This window comes from Pseudomonas sp. RSB 5.4, assembly GCF_037126175.1.
GTDB lineage: Bacteria > Pseudomonadota > Gammaproteobacteria > Pseudomonadales > Pseudomonadaceae > Aquipseudomonas > Aquipseudomonas fluorescens_H.
On record NZ_CP146986.1, the window covers coordinates 2,429,503 to 2,451,941 of the forward strand.

Annotated in this window: 20 protein-coding genes and 4 tRNA genes; 5 read left to right on the forward strand and 19 right to left on the reverse strand. The window is 59.5% G+C overall.

Features of this window, described 5'->3' with window-relative positions; genetic code table 11:
- Positions 1-3 precede the first annotated feature (3 nt).
- From V9L13_RS10830 to V9L13_RS10845, 4 genes are all read right to left on the reverse strand, one after another.
- The gene (locus V9L13_RS10830; RefSeq protein ID WP_003226385.1) at positions 4-981 is read right to left on the reverse strand and encodes an ABC transporter permease; all 978 of its coding nucleotides are present in this window, start codon (positions 979-981) and stop codon (positions 4-6) included.
- Entirely contained in the window at positions 978-2,531 is a 1,554-nt protein-coding gene (locus tag V9L13_RS10835; RefSeq protein WP_003226387.1) for a sugar ABC transporter ATP-binding protein, read from the reverse strand. Before V9L13_RS10835 ends, V9L13_RS10830 begins: the two co-directional genes overlap by 4 nt.
- A 57-nt stretch (positions 2,532-2,588) precedes the next feature.
- Positions 2,589-3,545, reverse strand: coding sequence for a sugar ABC transporter substrate-binding protein (locus V9L13_RS10840; protein WP_338802497.1), 957 nt, complete (start codon positions 3,543-3,545; stop codon positions 2,589-2,591).
- Between the two features lie 203 nt (positions 3,546-3,748).
- On the reverse strand, positions 3,749-4,204 hold the full coding sequence (locus tag V9L13_RS10845) for a hypothetical protein (RefSeq protein ID WP_338802499.1): 456 nt from the start codon (positions 4,202-4,204) through the stop codon (positions 3,749-3,751).
- 348 nt (positions 4,205-4,552) lie between these two features.
- Here V9L13_RS10845 and V9L13_RS10850 point away from each other — a divergent pair, with 348 nt between their 5' ends.
- The 3 genes from V9L13_RS10850 (at position 4,553) to V9L13_RS10860 (ending at position 6,804) form a co-directional block, all read left to right on the forward strand.
- The gene (locus tag V9L13_RS10850) at positions 4,553-5,641 is read left to right on the forward strand and encodes an asparaginase (RefSeq protein ID WP_003226392.1); all 1,089 of its coding nucleotides are present in this window, start codon (positions 4,553-4,555) and stop codon (positions 5,639-5,641) included.
- A 178-nt stretch (positions 5,642-5,819) separates the two neighbouring features.
- Positions 5,820-6,110, forward strand: coding sequence for a DUF1654 domain-containing protein (locus V9L13_RS10855; protein ID WP_003226395.1), 291 nt, complete (start codon positions 5,820-5,822; stop codon positions 6,108-6,110).
- A gap of 4 nt (positions 6,111-6,114) precedes the next feature.
- Positions 6,115-6,804 carry an endonuclease I family protein gene (locus V9L13_RS10860; RefSeq protein WP_064588319.1) on the forward strand — a complete coding sequence of 230 codons (690 nt, stop codon included), beginning with the start codon at positions 6,115-6,117 and terminating at the stop codon, positions 6,802-6,804.
- A gap of 55 nt (positions 6,805-6,859) precedes the next feature.
- Here the strand turns inward: V9L13_RS10860 and V9L13_RS10865 are convergent, their stop codons facing one another.
- Both V9L13_RS10865 and V9L13_RS10870 read right to left on the reverse strand, forming a co-directional pair.
- Positions 6,860-7,771: a siderophore-interacting protein gene (locus V9L13_RS10865; RefSeq protein WP_338802501.1), complete on the reverse strand. Its 912-nt coding sequence runs from the start codon at positions 7,769-7,771 to the stop codon at positions 6,860-6,862.
- Positions 7,772-7,857: 86 nt separating this feature from the next.
- Positions 7,858-8,226, reverse strand: a complete 369-nt coding sequence (locus tag V9L13_RS10870; protein ID WP_003226400.1) for an SPOR domain-containing protein — start codon at positions 8,224-8,226, stop codon at positions 7,858-7,860.
- A gap of 250 nt (positions 8,227-8,476) precedes the next feature.
- On the opposite strand from V9L13_RS10870, the gene csrA reads away from it, so the two are divergent.
- Positions 8,477-8,671, forward strand: a complete 195-nt coding sequence (csrA, locus tag V9L13_RS10875; protein ID WP_003179932.1) for a carbon storage regulator CsrA — start codon at positions 8,477-8,479, stop codon at positions 8,669-8,671.
- A 233-nt stretch (positions 8,672-8,904) separates the two neighbouring features.
- Here csrA and V9L13_RS10880 read toward each other — a convergent pair whose 3' ends face one another.
- Together V9L13_RS10880 and V9L13_RS10885 are read right to left on the reverse strand one after the other, a co-directional pair.
- Positions 8,905-9,360: a DUF2214 family protein gene (locus V9L13_RS10880; protein ID WP_338802502.1), complete on the reverse strand. Its 456-nt coding sequence runs from the start codon at positions 9,358-9,360 to the stop codon at positions 8,905-8,907.
- A gap of 500 nt (positions 9,361-9,860) precedes the next feature.
- Positions 9,861-9,937: transfer RNA gene (locus V9L13_RS10885), tRNA-Val, on the reverse strand.
- 184 nt (positions 9,938-10,121) lie between these two features.
- Here V9L13_RS10885 and V9L13_RS10890 point away from each other — a divergent pair.
- Complete coding sequence (locus V9L13_RS10890; protein WP_338802503.1) at positions 10,122-11,405, forward strand: FAD-binding oxidoreductase; 1,284 nt, start codon at positions 10,122-10,124, stop codon at positions 11,403-11,405.
- Positions 11,406-11,551: 146 nt separating this feature from the next.
- Here the strand turns inward: V9L13_RS10890 and V9L13_RS10895 are convergent, their stop codons facing one another.
- The 11 genes from V9L13_RS10895 to V9L13_RS10945 form a co-directional block, all read right to left on the reverse strand.
- Positions 11,552-12,523: an XdhC family protein gene (locus V9L13_RS10895; protein WP_338802504.1), complete on the reverse strand. Its 972-nt coding sequence runs from the start codon at positions 12,521-12,523 to the stop codon at positions 11,552-11,554.
- A 1-nt stretch (position 12,524) separates the two neighbouring features.
- Positions 12,525-13,760 (reverse strand): cytochrome c, encoded by a 1,236-nt coding sequence (locus V9L13_RS10900; RefSeq protein WP_338802505.1) that lies wholly within the window; start codon positions 13,758-13,760, stop codon positions 12,525-12,527.
- Between the two features lie 2 nt (positions 13,761-13,762).
- Positions 13,763-14,302 (reverse strand): (2Fe-2S)-binding protein, encoded by a 540-nt coding sequence (locus V9L13_RS10905; RefSeq protein WP_003226408.1) that lies wholly within the window; start codon positions 14,300-14,302, stop codon positions 13,763-13,765.
- Positions 14,295-17,126 (reverse strand): xanthine dehydrogenase family protein molybdopterin-binding subunit, encoded by a 2,832-nt coding sequence (locus V9L13_RS10910; RefSeq protein ID WP_338802506.1) that lies wholly within the window; start codon positions 17,124-17,126, stop codon positions 14,295-14,297. Before V9L13_RS10910 ends, V9L13_RS10905 begins: the two co-directional genes overlap by 8 nt.
- A gap of 499 nt (positions 17,127-17,625) precedes the next feature.
- Positions 17,626-17,702 (reverse strand) — tRNA-Asp (locus tag V9L13_RS10915).
- Between the two features lie 94 nt (positions 17,703-17,796).
- Positions 17,797-17,873: transfer RNA gene (locus V9L13_RS10920), tRNA-Asp, on the reverse strand.
- Positions 17,874-17,928: 55 nt separating this feature from the next.
- A tRNA-Val gene (locus V9L13_RS10925) sits at positions 17,929-18,004 on the reverse strand.
- A gap of 216 nt (positions 18,005-18,220) precedes the next feature.
- Positions 18,221-18,997 carry an SDR family oxidoreductase gene (locus tag V9L13_RS10930; protein ID WP_003226413.1) on the reverse strand — a complete coding sequence of 259 codons (777 nt, stop codon included), beginning with the start codon at positions 18,995-18,997 and terminating at the stop codon, positions 18,221-18,223.
- Entirely contained in the window at positions 18,994-20,205 is a 1,212-nt protein-coding gene (locus V9L13_RS10935; RefSeq protein ID WP_103484392.1) for an O-succinylhomoserine sulfhydrylase, read from the reverse strand. The genes V9L13_RS10930 and V9L13_RS10935 overlap by 4 nt, the downstream gene beginning before the upstream one ends.
- An 81-nt stretch (positions 20,206-20,286) precedes the next feature.
- Positions 20,287-21,792, reverse strand: coding sequence for an amidophosphoribosyltransferase (gene purF, locus V9L13_RS10940; RefSeq protein ID WP_003226416.1), 1,506 nt, complete (start codon positions 21,790-21,792; stop codon positions 20,287-20,289).
- Positions 21,793-21,833: 41 nt separating this feature from the next.
- Positions 21,834-22,394 (reverse strand): CvpA family protein, encoded by a 561-nt coding sequence (locus tag V9L13_RS10945; protein ID WP_338802507.1) that lies wholly within the window; start codon positions 22,392-22,394, stop codon positions 21,834-21,836.
- Positions 22,395-22,439 lie beyond the last annotated feature (45 nt).

Below are 22,439 nucleotides of genomic sequence, written 5' to 3' on the forward strand. Positions count from 1 at the left end.
TTCTTAGCCTCGTCGACTGGCGCGCTGGCTGCGATAGGTATCGAGCACCACCGCAATGACAATCACCGCGCCGGTGATGATGCGCTTGGTTGGCTCGGTGGCACCGATCTGCGCCAGACCGGCGGCCAGTACCGAAATGATCAACACGCCAAAGAAGGTGCTGATCACCGACCCACGGCCACCCATCAGACTGGTGCCACCGATCACCACGGCGGCGATCACTTGCAGCTCAAGGCCAGAACCAGCATTCGGGTCGGCCGCTTCCAGACGGGAAATCTGGAACAGCGCGGCGATACCGGCGAGCAGGCCCATCAGGCTGAACACCAGAATCTTGTACGGCTTGGGATTGATCCCGGCCAGGCGCACCGCTTCTTCGTTGGTGCCGATACCGATCAGGTAACGACCGAACACGGTACGGGTCAGTACAGCTTGCGCAATGAAGATCACCAGCAAGGCAATGATGAACGACGGCGAAATGCCGAACGCGATCGGGTTCGACAGCCAGGCAAACGAATCACCGATGTAGGCGGTGCGCGAACCGGTCATCTGATACGCCAGGCCACGGGCCATTTCCAGCACACCGAGCGAAACGATGAACGACGGAATGCGCCACGCCACGGTGATCGAACCGGTCACCGTACCTGCCAGTGCCGCCACCGCCATCCCGAGCAATGCGGCTGGCAACACGCCCCAGCCCCAACCGAGAATCGCCACGCTGACCGTCGAGGCGGCAAGCGCCAGCACTGAACCGACCGACAGATCGATGCCACCGATGATCAGTACAAAGGTCATGCCCACCGCCAGCACCATCAGATCGGGGATCTGGTTGGCCAGCGTGCTGAAAGTGTCATAGGACAGAAAGTGGCTGCTCATCATCGAGAACAGCGCCACCATCGCCAACAAGGCCCCGGCCAGGCCCAGATAGGTGCCCAGACCGTAGAAATTGCCACTACGTTTGCCGGCAGAAGATGCAGTTTTCATGGGAGATCCCTAGGCGCCGCTTCATTGAGCAACGCATCACGTTTTTGGTAGCCGGCGAACGCGGCGGCAAGCAAATCATCCTGGGTCCAGCTGTCGCGCTCGAAGGTGTCGATCAAACGCCCTGCCGACAGCACACCGATCCGGTCGCAGATCAGCATCAGCTCGCGCAGGTCACTGGAAACCACCACCAGCGCCTTGCCCTGACGCGTCAACTCGCCCAGCAAGGCATAGATATCGAACTTGGCACCGACGTCGATACCGCGAGTCGGCTCATCGAACAACAGCACCGAGCAATCGCGCTCCAGCCAACGACCGATCACCACTTTCTGCTGGTTGCCGCCGGACAGTTCCGACACCAATTGTGTCGGGCTCGAACTGCGGATGCGCATGGCGTCGATCTGACGCTGCGCCAGGGAAATTTCGTCGCTGGCATTGACGATCCCTGCCCTGGAAATCTCCGGCATGTTGCCCAGAGCGATGTTGGCGCTGATCGATTGACTGAGCAGCAGGCCTTCGCCCTTTCGGTCTTCGGTGATCAAGGCAATGCCATGCTTCACCGCATCAACCGGCGAACGCACATTGACTACCTGCGCCGGCGAACCCAGCGCAATCGTGCCGCTGTCGGCCAGATCGGCGCCAAAGATCAGTCGCAGCAATTCGGTGCGCCCTGCCCCGATCAGCCCGGAAATCCCGAAGATCTCGCCAGCACGCACTTCGAAGGAAACATCACGCACCTTGTCGGAGCGGGTCAGGCCCTTGACCGTCAGTGCCGGGGCGCCGATCTTGCGCGGGCCCATGTCCATGTGTTCGCCCAGTTCGCGGCCGACCATCAAGGTGACCAGTTGCTCACTGTTGTAGTTGGCCATCGGCTCGACGCAGACCAGATTGCCATCACGCAGCACGGCAATGCGCTGCGCGACGCGCGCCAGCTCCTCGAGACGGTGGGAGATATAGATGATGGAGACGCCACGCGCCTGCAAACGAGTGATCTGCTCGAAGAGCATTTCCACCTCGCGGGCAGTGAGCATCGCGGTCGGCTCATCGAGGATCAACACATGGCAATCGCCGATCAGGTTGCGTGCGATCTCGACCATCTGCTGGTGCCCGATTCCCAGCTCACCGACCAGAGTGTCCGGGTCAATGGCATCGAGGCCGACCTGCGCCATGGCTTCGATCGCGGCTTTGCGCAATTGCTTGCGACTGATCCAGCCGCCGTTGCTGGGCAGATTGTCGAGAAACAGGTTTTCCGCCACCGACAGGGTCGGCAACAGATTGAGTTCTTGCATGACCATGCGCACGCCAAGCTCTTCGGCCTGGGTGCGGCTGCCCGGGCGGTAGTCCTTGCCCTGGAATTGCATCTGACCGGTGGTGGGCGTAACCAGACCACCAATGATCTTCGACAGCGTGCTTTTACCGGCACCATTCTCACCGGTCAGCGCCAGCACTTCACCGCGCATCAGCGTCAAGTCGATGCCCGTGAGCACCGGTTGCGCATAGGTCTTACCGATACCGCTGACCGAGAGGACAGCGTTCGGGGCGGAAACTGACATAAAAAACTCTCCATGCGCTCGCCCGGACGGACGAGCGCCGTTGTGTCGCCGGAAGACTTACTGGGTGACCAGCTCGACTGGCGTTTCGATCACGCCATTGACGCCGCTGTCGACTTTTTCGCCCTTGAGGATTTTCAGCGCGGTCTCGATACCGAACACGGCCTGTTTGGCAGCGAACTGATCGGCCGTCGCCAGCACACGACCATCCTTGAGCATCGGCTTGATCGCATTGATGTTGTCGTAACCGACCACTTGGACCTTGCCCGCCTTGCCGGCAGCGCGCACAGCGGAAACAGCGCCAACGGCCATGCTGTCGTTACCCGCCAGCAGCGCCTTCACATCCGGGTATTCGCTGAGAATCGACGCGGCAACCTTGTTGCCCTTGTCGATCTCCCAGTCGCCGGATTGCAGCGACACCACTTTGATCTGCGCCGCCTCCATCGCATCCTTGAAGCCTGCGGTGCGTTGCTGGGCGTTGGTGGTGGTGGATACGCCTTCGATGATGCCGACTTCGTCACCGGCCTTCAGTTGCTTGGCCAGGTATTCGCCGACCAGACGTGCACCTTTACGATTATCCGGGCCTACGAAAGGCACGCTGATGTTTTTGCTTTTGACGATCTGCGGATCGAGCTGGTTGTCGATGTTGATCACGGTGATGCCGGCATCCACGGCTTTCTTGATCACCGGCACCATGGCTTTGGAATCGGACGGTGCGATGACCAGCGCGTTGACCTTGGCCAGAATCATCTGCTCGACGATGCGGGTCTGGCCGGCGGTATCGGTCTCGTCCTTGATGCCGTTGGAGATCAGGTCGAAGTCGGCGGAGTGTTCTTTCTGGTAGGCCTTGGCGCCATCTTCCATGGTCAGGAAGAATTCGTTGGCAAGGGATTTCATGACCAGTGCGACTTTGGGTTTTTCCGGGGACTCGGCGAAGGCCGAAGAGACAGGTAGTGCGGCGGCTGCGGCAGCCAGCATAGCGACAGCAAGAAGACGTCCAGCGAATGGCAGCTTCATGGGTTCACTCCGATCTTATGATTATTGTGAGCAACGCTCGCGCTGGCGTAAGCTTCAGCGCTCTCTTCCGGATAATAGTGCACCGGGGAAGCCGCGCAAACGTTTGCGTAGATCGAACTATGCGAATCCCGCCGACATTTGTCAACAATCAGAAATCGTCGTTGTATTGCGGGGCGCAATCGTCTGATTTCGCCCCTTACCGCTCAGGCGGTGGTGCTGACCAGATTGCCGCTGGTGGAATCCTTGGTCATTTCCTTGACCAGCGCCGCCGCCACTTGCATCAGCTCCCCGCTGGTTTGCGCGATCTGCCCCTGAACGGACATCACCGCCTGTGACTTGGCCTCGGGCGTCGGATAGCTCGCCGCCTGAGCCGCAGCCAACTGCTGTTGCTGCTCCTGCAGTTGCTTCTGCAGTTCCTGCATGCGCTTGAGCAACATTTTTACGGTGACGCTCAGACTGTCGCCGCTGTCGGCACTACTCGCCTTATCGGCTTCCTGTGCCGGACCACCAGTGCGGACTTGATTGCTCGGTTCTTTTTCAACGCCAAGCGCCTCGTCGGCCGCATCTGCTTCCGCCTGGTTCATTGCATTGATTGTCGCTGCGGTTTTACCGCCAATGGTGACTGAGCCGGGATTTGAAAAACCGATCGTCAGTGACATGTGAACTCCCTAAATAAACGTTTCCTTCCACAGCCATCGGCCTGCTGACGGGTTTCTTTAGCAGAAAACCTGAACCGGCAAGCCGTTGCGGTCGCCAGGAGGTGTAGTCCCTTTCGGTGAACCGAACACGAAAGCTTCCTTTGTTCGGAAACCCGGCCATGTCATTCGCCGCATCATTGGCTAATCCATAAAATCTTGATGTAAATCATGAAGTTAAACATTTTTCTAAAGCAAAGTAGCGCTGGTACAGATCCTGCTCCCTAGCCTGCACCCCGGGCATTCAGATCGGCTCGGGGCGCATCTAGATGAACCTGCATCAGCACCGTCTCACTACTAGAGAGAAAAATAATGAAATCTGCTTTCAACACCTTGGTTCCGGGCGCTTTGGCCCTCCTCCTGCTCCTGCCAACTGCCCTTCAGGCAAAAGAAGTCGAAACCCAGACCAAACTCGCCAACGTCGTGGTGCTTGCCACGGGCGGCACCATTGCCGGTGCCGGCGCCAGCGCAGCCAACAGCGCCACCTATCAGGCGGCCAAGGTCGGCATTGAACAACTGATCGCCGGTATCCCTGAACTGAACAAACTGGCGAACGTGCGTGGCGAACAGGTCATGCAGATCGCCTCGGAAAGCATCACCAACGACAACCTGCTGCAACTCGGGCGTCGCGTGTCCGAACTGGCCGACAGCAAAGACGTCGATGGCATCGTCATCACCCACGGCACCGATACCCTGGAAGAAACCGCCTACTTCCTGAACCTGGTGGAAAAAACCGACAAGCCGATCATCGTGGTCGGCTCGATGCGTCCCGGCACCGCCATGTCGGCGGACGGCATGCTCAACCTGTACAACGCCGTCGCCGTCGCCAGCAGCAAAGATGCGCGCGGCAAAGGCGTGCTGGTGACCATGAACGATGAGATCCAGTCCGGTCGCGACGTGAGCAAGATGATCAACATCAAGACCGAGGCGTTCAAAAGCCCTTGGGGTCCGCTGGGCATGGTGGTCGAAGGCAAATCCTACTGGTTCCGCTTGCCAGCCAAGCGCCACACCATGGATTCGGAATTCGACATCAAAAACATCAAGAGCCTGCCTGACGTAGAAATCGCCTACTCCTACGGCAATGTCGACGACACCGCCTACAAGGCTCTGGCCCAGGCCGGCGCCAAAGCCATCATCCACGCCGGTACCGGCAATGGCTCGGTGTCCTCCCGCGTTGTGCCATCCCTGCAAGCCCTGCGTAAAGATGGCGTGCAGATCATCCGTTCTTCCCACGTCAACGCCGGCGGTTTCGTCCTGCGCAACGCCGAACAGCCTGACGACAAGTACGACTGGGTGGTCGCTCACGACCTGAACCCGCAAAAAGCCCGCATCCTGGCCATGGTCGCCCTGACCAAAACCAACGACAGCAAAGAGCTGCAACGGATGTTCTGGGAATACTGATTGGCCTTCGCCTGACCCTGTCCGGGTCGGGCAACCTGCTTACCACTCGCCCGCACGGCGGGTGGTGCTGCCGCCTACGCTGAGCGCGAATTTTTCGTACAAAATAATCGACCCGACCTACACCAAAATCGGAAAAGCGCTGTCAGAGGATTTTCTTGAATTTTAAGCAGTTGCGAAAATGCTTACAGTTAAATACTGTATGCACGTACAGCTTAATAAGGATAACCTCGTGGCCACCTCTCCTGATGCTCCTGACGCTTACGAACGCATGGGCATGCGCGTTCAGAAAATCATCAATTCCCCTACCGCACAAAAAGCCAAAGCCGCACTGATCTTCCGTCTGCCGGACGAGCCTGTGGATGCATGGGAGCAACTGCTCGAGGAAATCGACGAGAACGACAACGTCACACTCGCCTATCGCGACGATGGCGGCGTGCAGATTTTTTGGGTTGTGCCGAAGGAAGATTGATTCAATGAGTGTCCGCTGTTTTGCTTTGCTGTTGCTGTTCATCGCTTTTGGCGCCCAGGCTGGCGCACCCCGCACCTTTACCGAGGCCAAGAAGGTCGCCTGGAAACTCTATGCACCGCAGTCCACCGAGTTTTACTGCGGGTGCAAGTACACCGGCAACAAGGTGGACTTGAAGGCTTGCGGCTACGTACCACGTAAAAACGCCAAGCGCGCTTCGCGCATTGAATGGGAGCACATTGTCCCGGCGTGGGAGTTCGGTCACCAGCGCCAATGCTGGCAGTCGGGCGGACGCAAGAACTGCACCCGCTATGACCCGAGCTATCAGAAAGCCGAAGCCGATCTGCACAACCTGGTGCCGAGTATTGGTGAGGTCAACGGTGATCGCAGCAACTTCAGTTATGGCTGGCTGCCGGTGCAATCCGGACAGTACGGATCGTGCCTGACCCAGGTCGACTTCAAGGCCAAGAAGGTCATGCCTCGCCCGTCGATTCGCGGCATGATCGCTCGCACCTATTTCTACATGAGCAAGCAATACGGCTTGCGCCTGTCGAAACAGGATCGCCAGCTGTATGAAGCGTGGGACAAGACCTACCCGGTGCAGGATTGGGAGCGCCAGCGCAACCAGAGCGTGGCGTGCGTGATGGGGCGCGGCAATGAATTCGTCGGCCCGGTAAATCTGAAAGCCTGCGGCTGATCCTTCAGCCCAAAAGAAAAGGCCTCGAACGTGGTGTTCGAGGCCTTTTTTGCTTTTAGCTGCCAGCTTTGTTGTAGCGCCAGTAGCCCATCAGATTGAGTGACTCGCGCGGGATACCGCATTCCTTGATCAGGTATTTACGCAGGCGCATGACGGCAGCGCTTTCTCCGGCAATCCAGCCATAGAATCCTGCAGGGGCGGTGTTGGCGATCTCCCAAAGAATGTTTTCGTCGATATCGACCTCGGCCAGTTCAGCGACCTGCCCGAGTGATTGGCCCTCTGTTGGCCGGACCCCGTGCATCACCGCTTCCACCATCAGCGCTCCAGCCACTGTTGCTGGCGCCTGATCGCGAACCAGCCACTGCACTGTCAGCCCGGGCCAATCCGGCACCGAGAGCATGTCTTGCGCACTGTCCACCTCGAAGAACGCCTGAGTCCGGGGCGGCTCGTACATGGCGGCCAGCTCTTCGAGAATCCCCATCGCAGCCGGCAATGCCGTGGCATCAGCCACCAGCAAAACCTCCTTGAGCACCTGCGGCGGTTTCCATTCGAATCCTCCGGCGTCCTGTGCCGAAAACTCGCTGTCGGGAGCAAGAATCTGCAAAGACGCTCCCGGCTGCGCATGCAGCGCCCAGCGCGAAGCGGGGCCGGTCTCGCCATGCAGGACAAAATCGATGTCGACCTCACCCTGTTCGGCGCGCAAATGACGAATGGTGTAAGTGCGCATTGCTGGTCGACGACTCGCGAGCATCGAGCGAAATCGGGCGTACCAGCCCTCTTCCAGCGCAAGATTCGCGGGTGTTCCATCTTCAGCGGGGAAAAACAGTTTGATCCGCTGATCAGGCGCCCAGGTGGCCATACCACTGATTGAGGGGTCGGTCAGCGTGATCCGCATCAGGTGCGGACTCAAGAGGGTCTTGCGATGCAGAACTGCATTGAAGAGTGTGTAGGGAGCGGCGGAGGCCATGCGGAGCTCCTTCGAGAAATCGTGATTGACTCGTATAAGACGAGTCACCTGCGATGTCCTTTAGGCCGCTCCGCTGAATCTGCTGCTTACGGCGCGAGCGGATGCTCCACGATGACCGACTCGACATTCTGCTTCTTGGCTTTCACCAATGCTGCATCCACTTCTACCTTGCGAGCTTGCGCTTCGGCCTGGGAGTTGAACGGACCAATCAGAATCCGCGTCTTGCCGCTGCTGTCCTTGATCACGGTCGGCACGAAAGCATGCTCGATCAACCAGCCACTCAGATCGCTGACAGCCTGGGGCGTTTCGCCGCGTACTTCGAGGTCCCACTGCGGAGCAGATGCCGTAGCAGGCGCGGCCGCGACTGTCGTTTTCGGCTTCTGCACATCTACACTCTTGCCTTCACCACACCCTGCCAATGCCAGTGCCGCGACCATCCAGACCAATTTGCGCACAACGCTTTCCTCGAAAATCACAAAGCGCCGATCTTAACATTCATAAATACTTCGCGAGGCCCGCAAAATGGGCACAAAACAACGAGATTGATGATTGCAGCCTCTGTATAGTTACGCCCTGGGAATTAATGCCACATCTGCGCGTCAGAAAGAGGCACCCAAACCGTGAGACTTCGCACTAATCTATACGTACCACCGACCTCTGCACTGTCTGAATCAGGTGCCCTACAAAGCAATCAAGGAGAAGACCATGCTGATACTCACCCGCAAAGTCGGTGAAAGCATAAACATTGGTGATGACATCACCATCACCATCCTCGGCGTAAGCGGTCAGCAAGTCCGTATCGGCATCAACGCCCCGAAAAACGTTGCCGTGCACCGTGAAGAGATCTATCAGCGCATTCAGGCTGGCCTGACCGCCCCGGACAAGCCACAAACGCCTTGAGCCACCCCGCAGTCAGTAGCCAGTTCGTTTGCCTCTGCGTAATGACTGGCTAAAAATTCACGCGCCGTATTGCCATCCGCTCCCCAGTCCACTCACTGGGCACGGCGCCTGATACATGCCCTTCCTCTCCGCTTCATTCGCTCCCTTCCCTCTCCCCAGCAGCGCGATACTACCTGCGACTGCCAAGCTTGGCTGTCAGACATTTCCGAGAGAACACAGAGAATTGCTCCCTGCTAGCCGAACGTCACGCCGCGTGCCATGCCGGTGGCTGCAATCACCATCAATACCAACAGCAGCGCCTCGATGTGACTGAACCGTGCATACAGCTTTGCACGCCCGGTATCGAACGCCTTGCCCCGTGCCAACGCGACCCGCCACTTGATCAGCGTGATCATCGGCGCCAGCTCAATCAGCAGAATCAATACGAACAACGCCATCTTCAAATGAAACAACGGCTGATGCAGATAGTAGTCAGTGCCCTTTTCAAATCCGCCGAAGGCGCGCATCCCCCCGGTCACCAGCAGAACCAGCGCGGCAATCCCCCACAGATTATCGGCGAGCAAAACACGCCTGGCCTCGCCGACACCCGCCGCCATGCGACTGAACGCCGTACCACGAGTCAATACCGCCCAGAAGCCCAAGGCAAAAGCCAATAGATGAATTGCGGCAAGAAACCAGTGAGCCAGCATCGACGAACTCCTTTGAGAAAGCCCTGGAAAGGCCAGTCAGTAGTAGTCGAAAAATCGAGGTTTCGCCCATGCGCGATCGTGGATCGCGGGAGACTTCGCGCGAAAGCTGGGGGGAACAGAGGCAGGGAATGCCAAATCGCAGGCAAAAAAAACCCCAAGCAGCTGATGGAAGCTTGGGATTTAAAAATGCATAAACCGTGGTGGTGAACGCGGGGCAGATGTTACTGAAGTTCACGAACAGCAACAACATTTTTTTGATAACCGGTCGGTTAAAAATACCGGTAAGCCCTTCAATATCCACACTTTTTCGACGGATCCAAAAAGAGACAGAAAATCATATGCACAGGTCGTGTTATTTCGAAACACGCTAAGCGTTCAAGGTAACGGAAGATGAGAAGTGATCGAGGCCGCTTGAGCAGGCTTGGGCAAATCGCAGACAACAAAAAAGGGCCCACCTTTCGGTGAGCCCTTCTAGACCGCCCAGCAGAGCGGATTTTGTTTGGTAGGCGCGATTGGACTCGAACCAACGACCCCCACCATGTCAAGGTGGTGCTCTAACCAACTGAGCTACGTGCCTGCTGTGAGGCGGCATTCTACGGAATTCCGGAGGGGTGTCAACACCTTTTTTTCACCTAACCCTATGAATATGCAAAATATTTAATTTCGGGCCGGTAGATAAGATTTTTCCGGTGGCTGGCGGAGGTTTTTCAACTCGGGTAGCATCGACCCACTCGTAAAATATATTAAACAGAGGCTGCAGGATGGCGAACACCCCTTACCCAGAGTCTTATTACGCTGCGTCGGCCAATGCCGTACCGCCACGTCCGGCCTTGCAGGATGATGTGGAGACGGATGTCTGTGTGATCGGCGCCGGGTACACCGGGCTGTCCTCGGCGTTGTTTCTGCTGGAGAACGGTTTTCGCGTGACGGTACTGGAAGCGGCCAAGGTCGGGTTCGGTGCGTCGGGGCGTAATGGCGGGCAGATCGTCAACAGTTATAGCCGCGACATCGACGTCATCGAGCGCACTGTCGGCCCCAAGCAGGCGCAACTGCTCGGACAGATGGCCTTCGAAGGCGGCCGGATCATTCGTGAGCGCGTCGCCAAGTACAACATCCAGTGCGACCTGAAGGACGGCGGCGTGTTCGCCGCGCTCACGGCCAAGCAGATGGGCCACCTGGAATCGCAGAAGCGCCTGTGGGAGCGCTTCGGCCACACGCAACTGGAACTGCTCGACCAACGTCGCATTCGCGAAGTGGTGGCGTGCGATCAATACGTCGGCGGCATGCTCGACATGAGCGGCGGCCACATTCATCCGCTGAACCTGGCCCTCGGCGAAGCCGCTGCGGTCGAGTCATTCGGCGGCACGATCTATGAGCAATCGCCAGCCGTGCGTATCGAGCGCGGTGCCAACCCGGTGGTGCACACGCCGCAAGGCAAGGTCAGGGCCAAATTCATCATCGTCGCCGGCAACGCCTACCTCGGCAATCTGGTGCCGGAACTGGCGGCGAAATCCATGCCGTGCGGCACCCAGGTGATCACCACCGAACCGCTGGGCGATGAATTGGCGAAAACCCTGCTGCCGCAGGACTACTGCGTCGAAGATTGCAATTACCTGCTCGACTACTACCGCCTGACGGGCGACAAGCGCCTGATCTTCGGCGGTGGTGTGGTTTATGGCGCGCGGGATCCGGCGAACATCGAAGCGATCATTCGCCCGAAAATGCTCAAGGCATTCCCGCAACTCAAGGACGTGAAGATCGATTACGCCTGGACCGGCAATTTCCTGCTGACCCTGTCGCGTCTGCCGCAGGTTGGGCGACTGGGCGACAACATCTACTACTCGCAAGGCTGCAGCGGCCATGGTGTGACGTACACGCATCTGGCCGGCAAGGTGCTGGCCGAGGCGTTGCGCGGACAGGCCGAGCGTTTTGATGCGTTTGCCGATCTGCCGCATTACCCGTTCCCGGGCGGGCAGTTGCTGCGTACGCCATTTGCGGCGCTGGGTGCATGGTATTACGGCTTGCGTGACAAGCTGGGTTTCTGACCAGTTTCTTGACTGGCAAACAACTGTGGCGAGGGAGCTTGCTCCCGCCGGGTCGCGCAGCGGCCCCTCTTTTATCTAGAAAGAAGGCCTGCTGCGCAGTCCAGCGGGAGCAAGCTCCCTCGCCACAAATATTTGCAGAATTCAGATCAAAGTTGGTCTCGGGTAATTCCACTACGAATCCGCAAGATATCCGCCAGCACCGCCAAAGCGATCTCCGCGGGTGTCTTGCTGCCCAGGTTAAGGCCGATCGGCGCATGAATCCGCGCCAGTTCCACCTCCCCTAGCCCCCCAATCCTGCGCAAGCGCTCGAAGCGTTTCTGCGAAGTCTGCTGCGACCCCATCACGCCGATGTAAAACGCCTCGGTGCGCACCGCTTCCATCATCGCCAGATCGTCGATGCGCGGATCATGGGTCAGCGCCACCACCGCGGTATCGCGATGACAACCGCCGTCAGCGATGAACACCGACGGCAGTTGCCGACGAATCTCCACGCCATTCAGTACCACGCCTTCGAGTACTTCATCACGCGGATCGCAGAGAATCACCTCAAAGCCGAGACCCACCGCGAACTCGGCACAGGCCTGCGCCACGCTGGAGTAACCCGCCAGCAACAAGCGCTGAGCGGCACCGATGCGAATCCGCACCCGGTCGATCTCGCGCTCGATGCGTGCGCCCTGCTCGCGATCCGCGAACAGACTGCGCGCACCGCTGGCCAGATCGACTTCGCGAATCAAACGGCGCTGACCGAGCAACGCTGATTCAAGCTCACGCAGATGCGCCTGCACCTCGCAGTCGGCGTCAAATTTCTCTACCAGTACATCGAGAATGCCGCCACAGGGCAGGCTGACTCGCGAGCGCGGATCATCGCCTTCACCGTAACGCACCACGTTGACCGCATCGAGAAACGCGCCCTCAGCCACGCGCTCGAGAAAATCTTCCTCGACGCAGCCACCGGACAGCGACCCGATCCACTGGCCGGTCTCGTTCACCGCCAGCAGCGAACCCGGAGCACGCGGCGCCGAGCCGTAGGTGGTCAGCACCGTGCAGAGCCAGATGCGCTGCCCCGCCACCGACCACTCCAGTGCCCGCCGCACAACCTGTAGATCGAGATGCTGCATGTCAGTGCGCCTTGTGCTCGACGGCCGGAGCGTCAGCCTGCAGTTTCTGCACGTCGCTCACTGCCAGCTCTGCCGACTGGCCGCCCCAGCCTTGACGCAGATAGTTCAGCAGATCAGTCAGCTGTTCAGCACTGAGCTTGTCGGCGAAACCCGGCATTGGCTGCATGTGTTCGAACCCGGCGAATTTCTGCTCACCGATGCCGTCCTCGATCACCCGCACCAGATTGCGCGGATCTTCCAGACGCAGCGTGGTGTTGCCACGCATGGCCACGGCGATGTGCGGTTTGCCTTCGCCACCGGCAGCATGACAACCGGCGCAGACGTTCAAATATTCCTGACGGCCGCGTTGCGCACTCGGGCCGAGTTTGTCCGGCGACACTTCAGCCAGCTCTTTGGCTACTGGTGGTTTGTCGCCGAGCAGGAACGTCGCCATCGCCGCCAGATCCTGATCGTTCAGGCCCTGGGTGCTGTTGTGGAACACCGGGAACATTTCGTTGAACATCGTGCCCTGGGCGCTCATGCCGTGCTTGAGGAACGCGCTCAGATCCTGCTGATTCCAGCCGCGCGCCGCCAGATCGGTGGCGAGCAGGCTCGGTGCCAGATACCCGTTGAGGATGCCGCCGGTCAGGCGTTTGTCCAGTTGCATCGCGCCCGGCAGGCCACGTGGCGTGTGGCATTCGCCGCAGTGACCAAGCACCTCGACCATGTATTGACCGCGCTTCCAGGCCTCGCTTTTGCCTTCGGCAGATTCCAGCTTCAACGCTTTACCGTACAGCATGTTCCAGCCGATCAGGCCCGGACGCACGTTGAACGGAAAGCTCAGGCTGGTGACCGGCGCAGCGCGCTCGATCGGCTCGATGGTTTTCAGGTAGGCATGAATCGCATCCGAATCTTCTCGAGGCACCAGGTGGTACGAGGTGTAAGGCATCGCCGGATACAGATTCGCGCCGTCGCGACGCTTGCCTTCGGTCAGCGCAGCGAAGAATTCGTCATCGCTGTACAGGCCGATACCGTGCTCTTTGCTCGGAGTGATGTTGGTGCCGTAGATCGTGCCGAACGGCGAGACGATCGGCAGCCCGCCGGCAAACGGCGCGCCGCCCGGTGCGGTGTGGCACGCCATGCAGTCGGCAGCGCGAGCAAGGTATTCGCCGCGCTTGACCTGATCATCAGCGTGAGCAAACAACAGCGGCGCAGCCAGCCCCACCGCCAGGGTCAGGCGGGTCAATAGATGCTTCATGCTCAACCCTCCTTGACCAGGCCGAGATCGGTCAGCACGTTGCGCGTGGCGTTGTAGTAACGCACGTACCCGGTGCAACGGCAGATGTGGTGGCCGAGGCTGTCCTCGATGACTTTTTCCAGTTGGCTTTTGACGATCGGCTGGCGCTGCAGCTTCTCTACCAGCACCGTCGCGGCGTTGACGAAGCCCGGCGCGCAGTAGCTGCACTGGAAGGCGAATTCGTCGACGAAGCGCTGCTGGATCGGGTTCAGCTCGGTAACCTGACCGCTTTCATCACGCTTGGCGTGACTTTCGATGGTGCGGACTTTCTTGCCTTCGAAGTAATGCGCGCCAGTGATGCAGGTGCGCACTTCTTCGCTGGTGCCGTCCGGGTTGTCGACGATCACCACGCAGGCGTGGCAGATGCCCTGGCCGCAGCCCAGGCGCGAACCGGTGAGGTTCTTGTATTCGTGCAGATAGTCGATCATCGGCAGGTCATCAGGGATGTCCACCGGGCCGACGGATTGACCATTGAGGGTCAGTTGAAGCGGACGGTTAGCCATTGAGGGCCTCCTTGATGCGCGCAGCAGTGATTGGCAGATCGCGAACACGTTTACCGATGGCGTGCGCCACGGCGTTACCGATGGCACCGACCACCGGGATCATCACCACTTCGGCGATGCCTTTGGACGGATCGCTTGGCGACAGCGGCGGCAGAATCTCCGCAGTCTGCTTCCACACCGCCACGTGACGGGCCATCGGCAGGCGATAACGGTTGAAGTTCCAGTCACCCTCCCCCGGTCCGCCTTCGTACAGCGGCATCTCTTCCATCAGCGCGTGACCAATGCCCATGGCGATCCCGCCTTCGAGCTGGCCCTTGACCAGCTCTTCGACCAGCACCCGACCGCACTCGACCCACGAGTGGTGGTTGAGCACTTCGACTTCCGCCGAGCCTTTGTTGACCTTGAGCTCTACCAGCGTCGCCACCGGGCTGTAGTAAGTCACCGCGGCGTTGTTCAACTGGACCACCGGGTAGTTGATGTTCTGACGATCCAGCAGGTGGAAACCCGCTGTGCTCATCAGCGCTTTCTTCGCCTTCGGCGCGCCATCACCGTACTTCACCGCCAGACCGTCGAGCGGCAGACGCTCGCGCACGCCGTCGATGCTGTATTCGGCCTCGGCCCAGCTCCAGCGGTTGAATGCGTGAACGGTGGCACCGGTCACCAGACCACGCTCGTGAGCATGCTTGGCCAGCTCTTCGAAGCTCAATGGCTGCATACCGTTGGCAGTGAGTTTGCCGTCGACCCAATGCGCATCTTCACGACGCACGACATAAGGGTTGGCTTGACCGCCGTAAGGCCCTTGGCGCCAGATCTCCATGGCCGCCGGCCACAAACCGTTGTTGAACAGCACGCGCGCCGCTTCACGGGTGGCGTGGCTGAAGTAGTAAGCCGAGTTGGTCGCGGACGACGCTGAGGCCAACTTGCCGACCCAGCGCGGGTTGCGCAGCAGGTTGTCCTGCTCGGCCTGGCTCATGATGTAAGGGTTGCCGCTGGTGATCAGCTGCATTTCCTTCCATTCGGTTTCGCCGGTCTTGACGTCGTGTGCCGGGCTACCAAGGAAGTCGGCAACAACCAGCGCTTGCGAAGTGGACATGCCGGTGCCGATTTCGATACCGATGTGACGCAGGGTGATGCGCCCCTCGGCGGTGAACTCGATACTGGCCATCGGCGCTTCGGAGCCGGTGCCGAAGTCTTTCTGGCAAATCGCGAAACCCACGCCGTACCAGTTGTCCGGGTCGGCGGCTTCGCGCTGTTTCTTGATCGCGTCGCGGTTTTTCCAGACTTCGTGCACCGAGGCCTTGTCGAGAATCTCGTGCAGACGCAGAGCACCGGCCGGAATCGCGCCCTGGGTGTTTTTCATGCCCGAACGCAGGGCGTTCTTGCGACGCAGATCAATCGCGTCGACACCGAGGCGATTGGCGATTTCGTCGACCATCATTTCGGTCGAGGCCATGCTTTGCAGGGTGCCGTAACCGCGCATCGAACCCGCTTCAACACCGCGCGAGTGGTAAGCGGTGACCTGCAGATCGTTCTGCGGCATGTAGTAGATCGACTGGGCTGCCGTGGCACCCACTGCCGCTACTGAAGGGCTGTAGTTGATACGACCGCCACCGTCGACGCTCATCTCGGCACGGAAAATCTTGAAGCTGTAGTCGTTCTTGTCCACCGCCAGTTGGTAGCGGATGTCGAACGGGTGGCGCTTGATGCCGCTCTGGAACTGCTCGTAGCGGTCATTGGCCAGACGGATCGGCACACCGGCGCCATACAGCGCAGCGAGGGCCGCGTAGTAGACGAAGATGTTGTGGTCTTTGGAACCGTAGCCCACGGTGTAGCCCGGGTGCATGTTCAGGTTCGCCAGGCCGAAGCGCGATGGCGCGATCATTTTCGCGGTTTCGGTCGCGGCTTCCAGCGGGCACTGAGTGGCGACCACGAAGTGCAGGGTCTTGGTTTTCGGTTCGTACCAGCCGTTGCCGTTGTCCGGCTCCATGGCGGCCGGTTCGATCGACGGGGTTTTGTAGCGCTCGTCGAACACCAGCCAGTTGTCCGGCGGCGTGTCGATCTGCTGCTTCATGCGATCGGCGTAGAACAGGCCGCGCTCGGTCAGGTTGCCGTGCAGGTTCGGCTGGGAATTCCATACCGGGCGACGGTTCTTCAGCATCGGGAACAGGATCGAGTCCTTGAGGCTGGCGAACTCGTCTTCGTCGGCCGAGGTTGGGCCGCCCACACGCACGTAGCGGAAGCTGCCATAGGGGTCGCCTTCGTAGTACGGCACTTGTGCACCGTAACGAATCGCCTTGTCATTGAATTTGAGTTTGTTCTTGGCTTGGCGGAAACGCTCGAAATCGTTCCAGATCAGGATCGCCACCGGGTGACCGATGAACATCGGCACTTTGCCTTCCGGCAGCAATGGGTCCGGCGCGTGCTCTTCCGGGAAGACGATGCCGTCCTTGTCCAGATCGGCGGCGGTGACGATGCGGTCAGGTTGCAAGTCGGCACCAAGCCACGACAGGTCGTAGCCGGCGTAGATACGGTCAGCCTTGATGGTTTTCAGCAGCATGGCGTGGCCTTGCTGTTCAGGCCAGCCCGGCATGTCCTTGGAGCGAATGTCGCGGGCAAACACTTTGCTGCCGCAGACCTTGGACAAGGCGTCGTTACGTTGGCGTGCCTTGCCGTTGTGGCCGAGCCACTTTTCGGACGGCACGGTTACGCTGTTTTCCATCAAGGCAGCCAGCGCCTGACTGCTGAGCGGCGTGAGCGTGACGCTCACACCCGCCACCAGCCCGCCCTGGAGGAACGAGCGCCGGGATATATCACGGTTGGACATGGATCATCCTCTGGGCGGTTATGTGTCCGCCCTTCTGGTTATCTACTGGGAATCTCGAGTCTTGCAGAAGCCCTTCTTGGCGAAACAAAGGGCGTGTTGACAGTGCAAAGCTGACCGAAAGGTTAACTTTAAAGGTTTCTGAGCGTCCGGCAAACAACCAGTTACAAAAATTTGACTAAAGAATCAAAAAATCAATGCGACGTGGCACCGCAGCAGATCGCCGGGCAAACCGGCAACCCACTGTGGGCGCGGGCTTGCTCGCGAAGGTGTGGTGTCAGGCAACCCATTTTTAACTGACATACCGCTTTCGCGAGCAAGCCCGCTCCCACAAGGGAATTTGTATTGGAGTCAGGGTGTGGGCAGGAGGAAAAGGAGGGAAATAGCAAATTTCAGACACAAAAAACCCCGGTCTTTCGACCAGGGTCTTTGCTATCGATTCCGAAACAACCAACGGTTGCTTTCGGTGCTTCAAGGCGTTCAGTGGTCCTTGAAACAGATATGGCGCAGCGGACGGGACTCGAACCCGCGACCCCCGGCGTGACAGGCCGGTATTCTAACCGACTGAACTACCGCTGCGTATCGCTTTGAGCTTGCGCTCAAGTAACTCGTTTTGACTGAAAGCTTCGGTGCTTTTCAATCGCGAACCAGACAATGCCTGACTCGTAAAATATGGCGCAGCGGACGGGACTCGAACCCGCGACCCCCGGCGTGACAGGCCGGTATTCTAACCGACTGAACTACCGCTGCGCGTCGGTGGAGGCACTTTCAGCCTACCTCTTGCTTGCGCAAGTTTCTCGGGGAGTGGTGGGTGATGACGGGATCGAACCGCCGACATTCTGCTTGTAAGGCAGACGCTCTCCCAGCTGAGCTAATCACCCGTTTGCATCTCCGAGGCCGCGAAATTTACGCAGGTAGCGAACCTAAGTCAATAGCAGGATTGAAGTTTTTCTGAAAAAGACAAAATTGCTTCCTACCTGCGAGACCGCCTTCGCGAGCAAGCTCGCTCCCACAGGGAAATGCATTCCTCATGTGGGAGCGAGCTTGCTCGCGAAGACGGCAGCCCATTTGACGCAAATTCAGGAGAAGAACGCGATCTACTCGGTGTAAATCATCTTCTTGGTCATGCCACCATCAACGACGAATTCCTGCCCGGTGACAAACCCGGCATTGCGCGACAACAGCCACGCCACCATCGCCGCCACATCCTCGACCGTCCCTACCCTGCCCGCCGGATGCTGCGCATGATCGGCATCGGCCAGCGGCTCGGCGCGTCGTGCGGATGGATCCCGTGCATCGATCCAGCCCGGGCTGACCGCATTGACGCGAATCTCCGGCCCGAGGCTGATCGCCAACGCATGCGTCAGCGCCAACAAGCCGCCCTTGCTCGCCGCATACGCCTCGGAATCAGCCTCCGACTGCCGCGCCCGGGTCGAGGCCAGATTGACGATCGAGCCGTTATGCGCGCGCAGATACGGCGCACAATGTTTGGCCAGCAACATCGGCCCACTGAGATTCACCGCCAGCACCCGGTTCCAGTAAGCCAGATCAAGACTTTCCAGCGTGATGTTGTGCGGATCAGCCACCGCCGCGTTGCACACCAACGCATCGAGACGACCAAACTGCCCAAGCACTTCGGCGACACCCAGCGCGACCTGGCTCTCATCCGCCACGTCCATGGCGATGAACCAGGCGTTCTCGCCCAGCACCTTCGCCACTTTCGAACCGCGCACACGATCCAGATCGGTCAGCACCACTTGCCAGCCTTCGCTGATCAGCCAGGCAGCAATGCCCAGACCGATGCCACGCGCGGCACCGGTGACCAGCGCCACGCGACCATGGGTGCCCGCCTTCGGAGTAGACAATTCGATCACAACGCCGCCAGACCGCGGGACAGGTCGGCCTGCAGGTCCGCCACGTCTTCCAGACCGACCGCGATGCGGATCAGGCTGTCACGAATCCCTGCAGCTTCCCGCTCCTGTGGCGCCAGACGGCCATGGGAGGTGGTGCTCGGATGGGTGATGGTGGTTTTGCTGTCACCGAGGTTGGCGGTGATCGAGATCAAGCGGGTGGCGTCGATAAAGCGCCACGCGCCCTCTTTGCCGCCCTTGACCTCGAAACTCACCACCGCACCGAAGCCCTTCTGTTGACGCTGGGCCAGTTCATGCTGCGGATGGCTCTTGAGACCGGCGTAATGAACCTTCTCGATACCGTCCTGCTGCTCCAGCCATTCGGCCAGTTGCTGGGCGTTGGCGCAGTGCGCCTTCATCCGCAGATTCAGGGTTTCCAAGCCCTTGAGGAAGATCCAGGCGTTGAACGGGCTCAGTGTCGGCCCGGCGGTCCGCAGGAAGCCGACAACTTCTTTCATCTGCTCGCTGCGACCAGCCACCACACCGCCCATGCAACGGCCCTGACCGTCGATGAACTTGGTCGCCGAGTGCACGACGATGTCCGCGCCGAGTTTCAGCGGCTGCTGCAAGGCAGGCGTGCAGAAGCAGTTGTCGACCACCAGCATCGCGCCTTTGGCGTGAGCGATTTCCGCCAGCGCGGTGATGTCGACCAGCTCGGCCAGCGGGTTGGACGGCGACTCGACGAACAGCAGCTTGGTGTTCGGCTTGATCGCCGCATCCCAACCCGACAGGTCGGCCAGCGGCACGTAGTCGACTTGCACACCGAAACGCTTGAAGTACTTCTCGAACAGGCTGATGGTCGAACCGAACACGCTGCGCGACACCAGGACGTGATCACCGGCGCTGCACAGGCTCATCACAACAGCCATGATCGCGGCCATGCCCGTGGCGGTGGCGACCGCTTGTTCGGCGCCTTCCAGCGCGGCGATACGCTCTTCGAACGCGCGCACGGTCGGGTTGGTGTAGCGCGAGTAAACGTTGCCCGGCACTTCCCCGGCAAACCGCGCAGCCGCGTCGGCAGCGGTACGGAACACGTAGCTGGAAGTGAAGAACATCGGATCACCGTGTTCGCCTTCCGGCGTCCGGTGCTGACCGGCACGTACGGCCAGGGTATCGAACGCTACGCCTTCGAGGTCGCTGTCCAGCCGACCGGCATCCCATTCCTGACTCATGCTGTCACTCCTTGCCCTGTTCTGAATAAATGAAAGTCTTTTTGCCAGATACAAAACCGGCCCCTCAGGGCCGGTAGAAACTCAGTTGTTGTACAGATCGATGATCGCACTGACCGCCTGGGTCTTGACCTTGGAGGCATCGTTGCGTGCCTGCTCGATCTTGTCCAGGTAAGCCTCGTCGACGTCGCCGGTGACGTACTTGCCGTCGAACACTGCGCAATCGAAGTTTTCGATCTTGATCTTGCCGCCACCGACCGCTTCGATCAAGTCAGGCAGGTCCTGATAGATCAGCCAGTCAGCGCCGATCAGATCCGCCACGTCCTGAGTCGAACGATTGTGCGCGATCAGTTCGTGAGCGCTCGGCATGTCGATGCCGTAAACGTTCGGGAAGCGTACCGCAGGAGCCGCCGAACAGAAGTAGACGTTTTTCGCGCCGGCTTCGCGAGCCATCTGGATGATCTGCTTGCAGGTGGTGCCGCGTACGATCGAGTCATCGACCAGCATCACGTTCTTACCGCGGAATTCCAGCTCGATCGCGTTGAGCTTCTGGCGAACCGACTTCTTGCGCGCCGCCTGGCCCGGCATGATGAAGGTACGACCGATGTAACGGTTCTTGACGAAGCCTTCGCGGAATTTCACGCCCAGGTGGTTCGCCAACTCCAGCGCGGCGGTGCGGCTGGTGTCCGGGATCGGGATGACCACGTCGATGTCGTGCTCTGGACGCTCGCGCAGGATCTTCTCGGCGAGTTTCTCGCCCATGCGCAGACGCGCCTTGTACACCGACACACCGTCGATGATCGAATCCGGACGCGCCAGGTAGACGTGCTCGAAGATGCACGGGGTCAGGGACGGGTTGGTCGCGCACTGACGAGTGTGCAGCTTGCCATCTTCAGTGATGTAGACCGCTTCGCCCGGGGCCAGGTCGCGGATCAGGGTGAAACCGAGCACGTCCAGCGAAACGCTTTCGGAAGCGATCATGTACTCGACGCCTTCGTCGGTGTGACGCTGGCCGAACACGATCGGACGAATGCCGTGCGGGTCGCGGAAACCGACGATGCCGTAACCGGTGATCATCGCCACCACCGCGTAACCGCCGACGCAACGGTTGTGCACGTCGGTCACAGCGGCAAATACATCTTCTTCGGTCGGCTGCAGCTTGCCGCGCTGGGCCAGCTCGTGAGCGAACACGTTCAACAATACTTCCGAGTCGGAACTGGTATTGACGTGACGCAGGTCGGATTCGTAGATTTCCTTGGCCAACTGTTCAACATTGGTCAGGTTGCCGTTGTGCGCCAGAGTGATGCCGTAAGGCGAGTTGACGTAAAACGGCTGCGCTTCGGCCGAGGTCGAGCTGCCGGCAGTCGGGTAACGGACGTGGCCGATACCCATGTGGCCGACCAGGCGCTGCATGTGACGTTGCTGAAACACGTCACGCACCAGGCCATTGTCCTTGCGCAGGAATAACCGGCCATCATGGCTGGTCACGATACCGGCAGCGTCCTGGCCGCGGTGCTGGAGCACGGTTAGCGCGTCATACAGCGCCTGATTGACGTTCGACTTACCGACGATACCGACGATGCCACACATGCGACGCAACCCCTACTTAATGGATCTGAACTGAACAACACTCACTGAGGCGTTTTGGCCGACGGCAAGAGTTGCTCCTTGAACGGAATATCAGCGGGTACGCTGATTCCGCTGGCAAGCCACTGACTGCTCCACCCGAGAATCAGGTTTTTGGACCAATCGGCGACCAATAGAAACTTTGGCACGAGCTGTGACTCTTTCCACCACCCGTCCTGCTGTACCGGCCCCAGGCTCAACAGCCCGACTGCCACGACCACCAGCAACACGCCACGCGCCGCGCCGAAGGCCATGCCCAGGAATCGATCGGTGCCGGACAACCCGGTCACGCGCACCAACTCGCCGATAAGATAATTGATCATTGCGCCCACGATCAGTGTGGCGACAAACATGATGGCACAGCCCGCGATCACGCGAGCCGATGGGGTTTCGATGTATCCGGCGAGGCACTCGGACAGTGAGCCACCGAACATCCAGGCAACGGCTCCTGCGATGATCCAGGTCACCAGCGATAATGCTTCCTTGACGAAGCCGCGGCTCAAACTGATCAAAGCGGAGATGGCGATGATTGCAACAATCGCCCAGTCAACCATGGTAAATGGCACAGTGCAGCCTACAGACGGATAAGGCGGCGCATTTTAGCAGAGCGC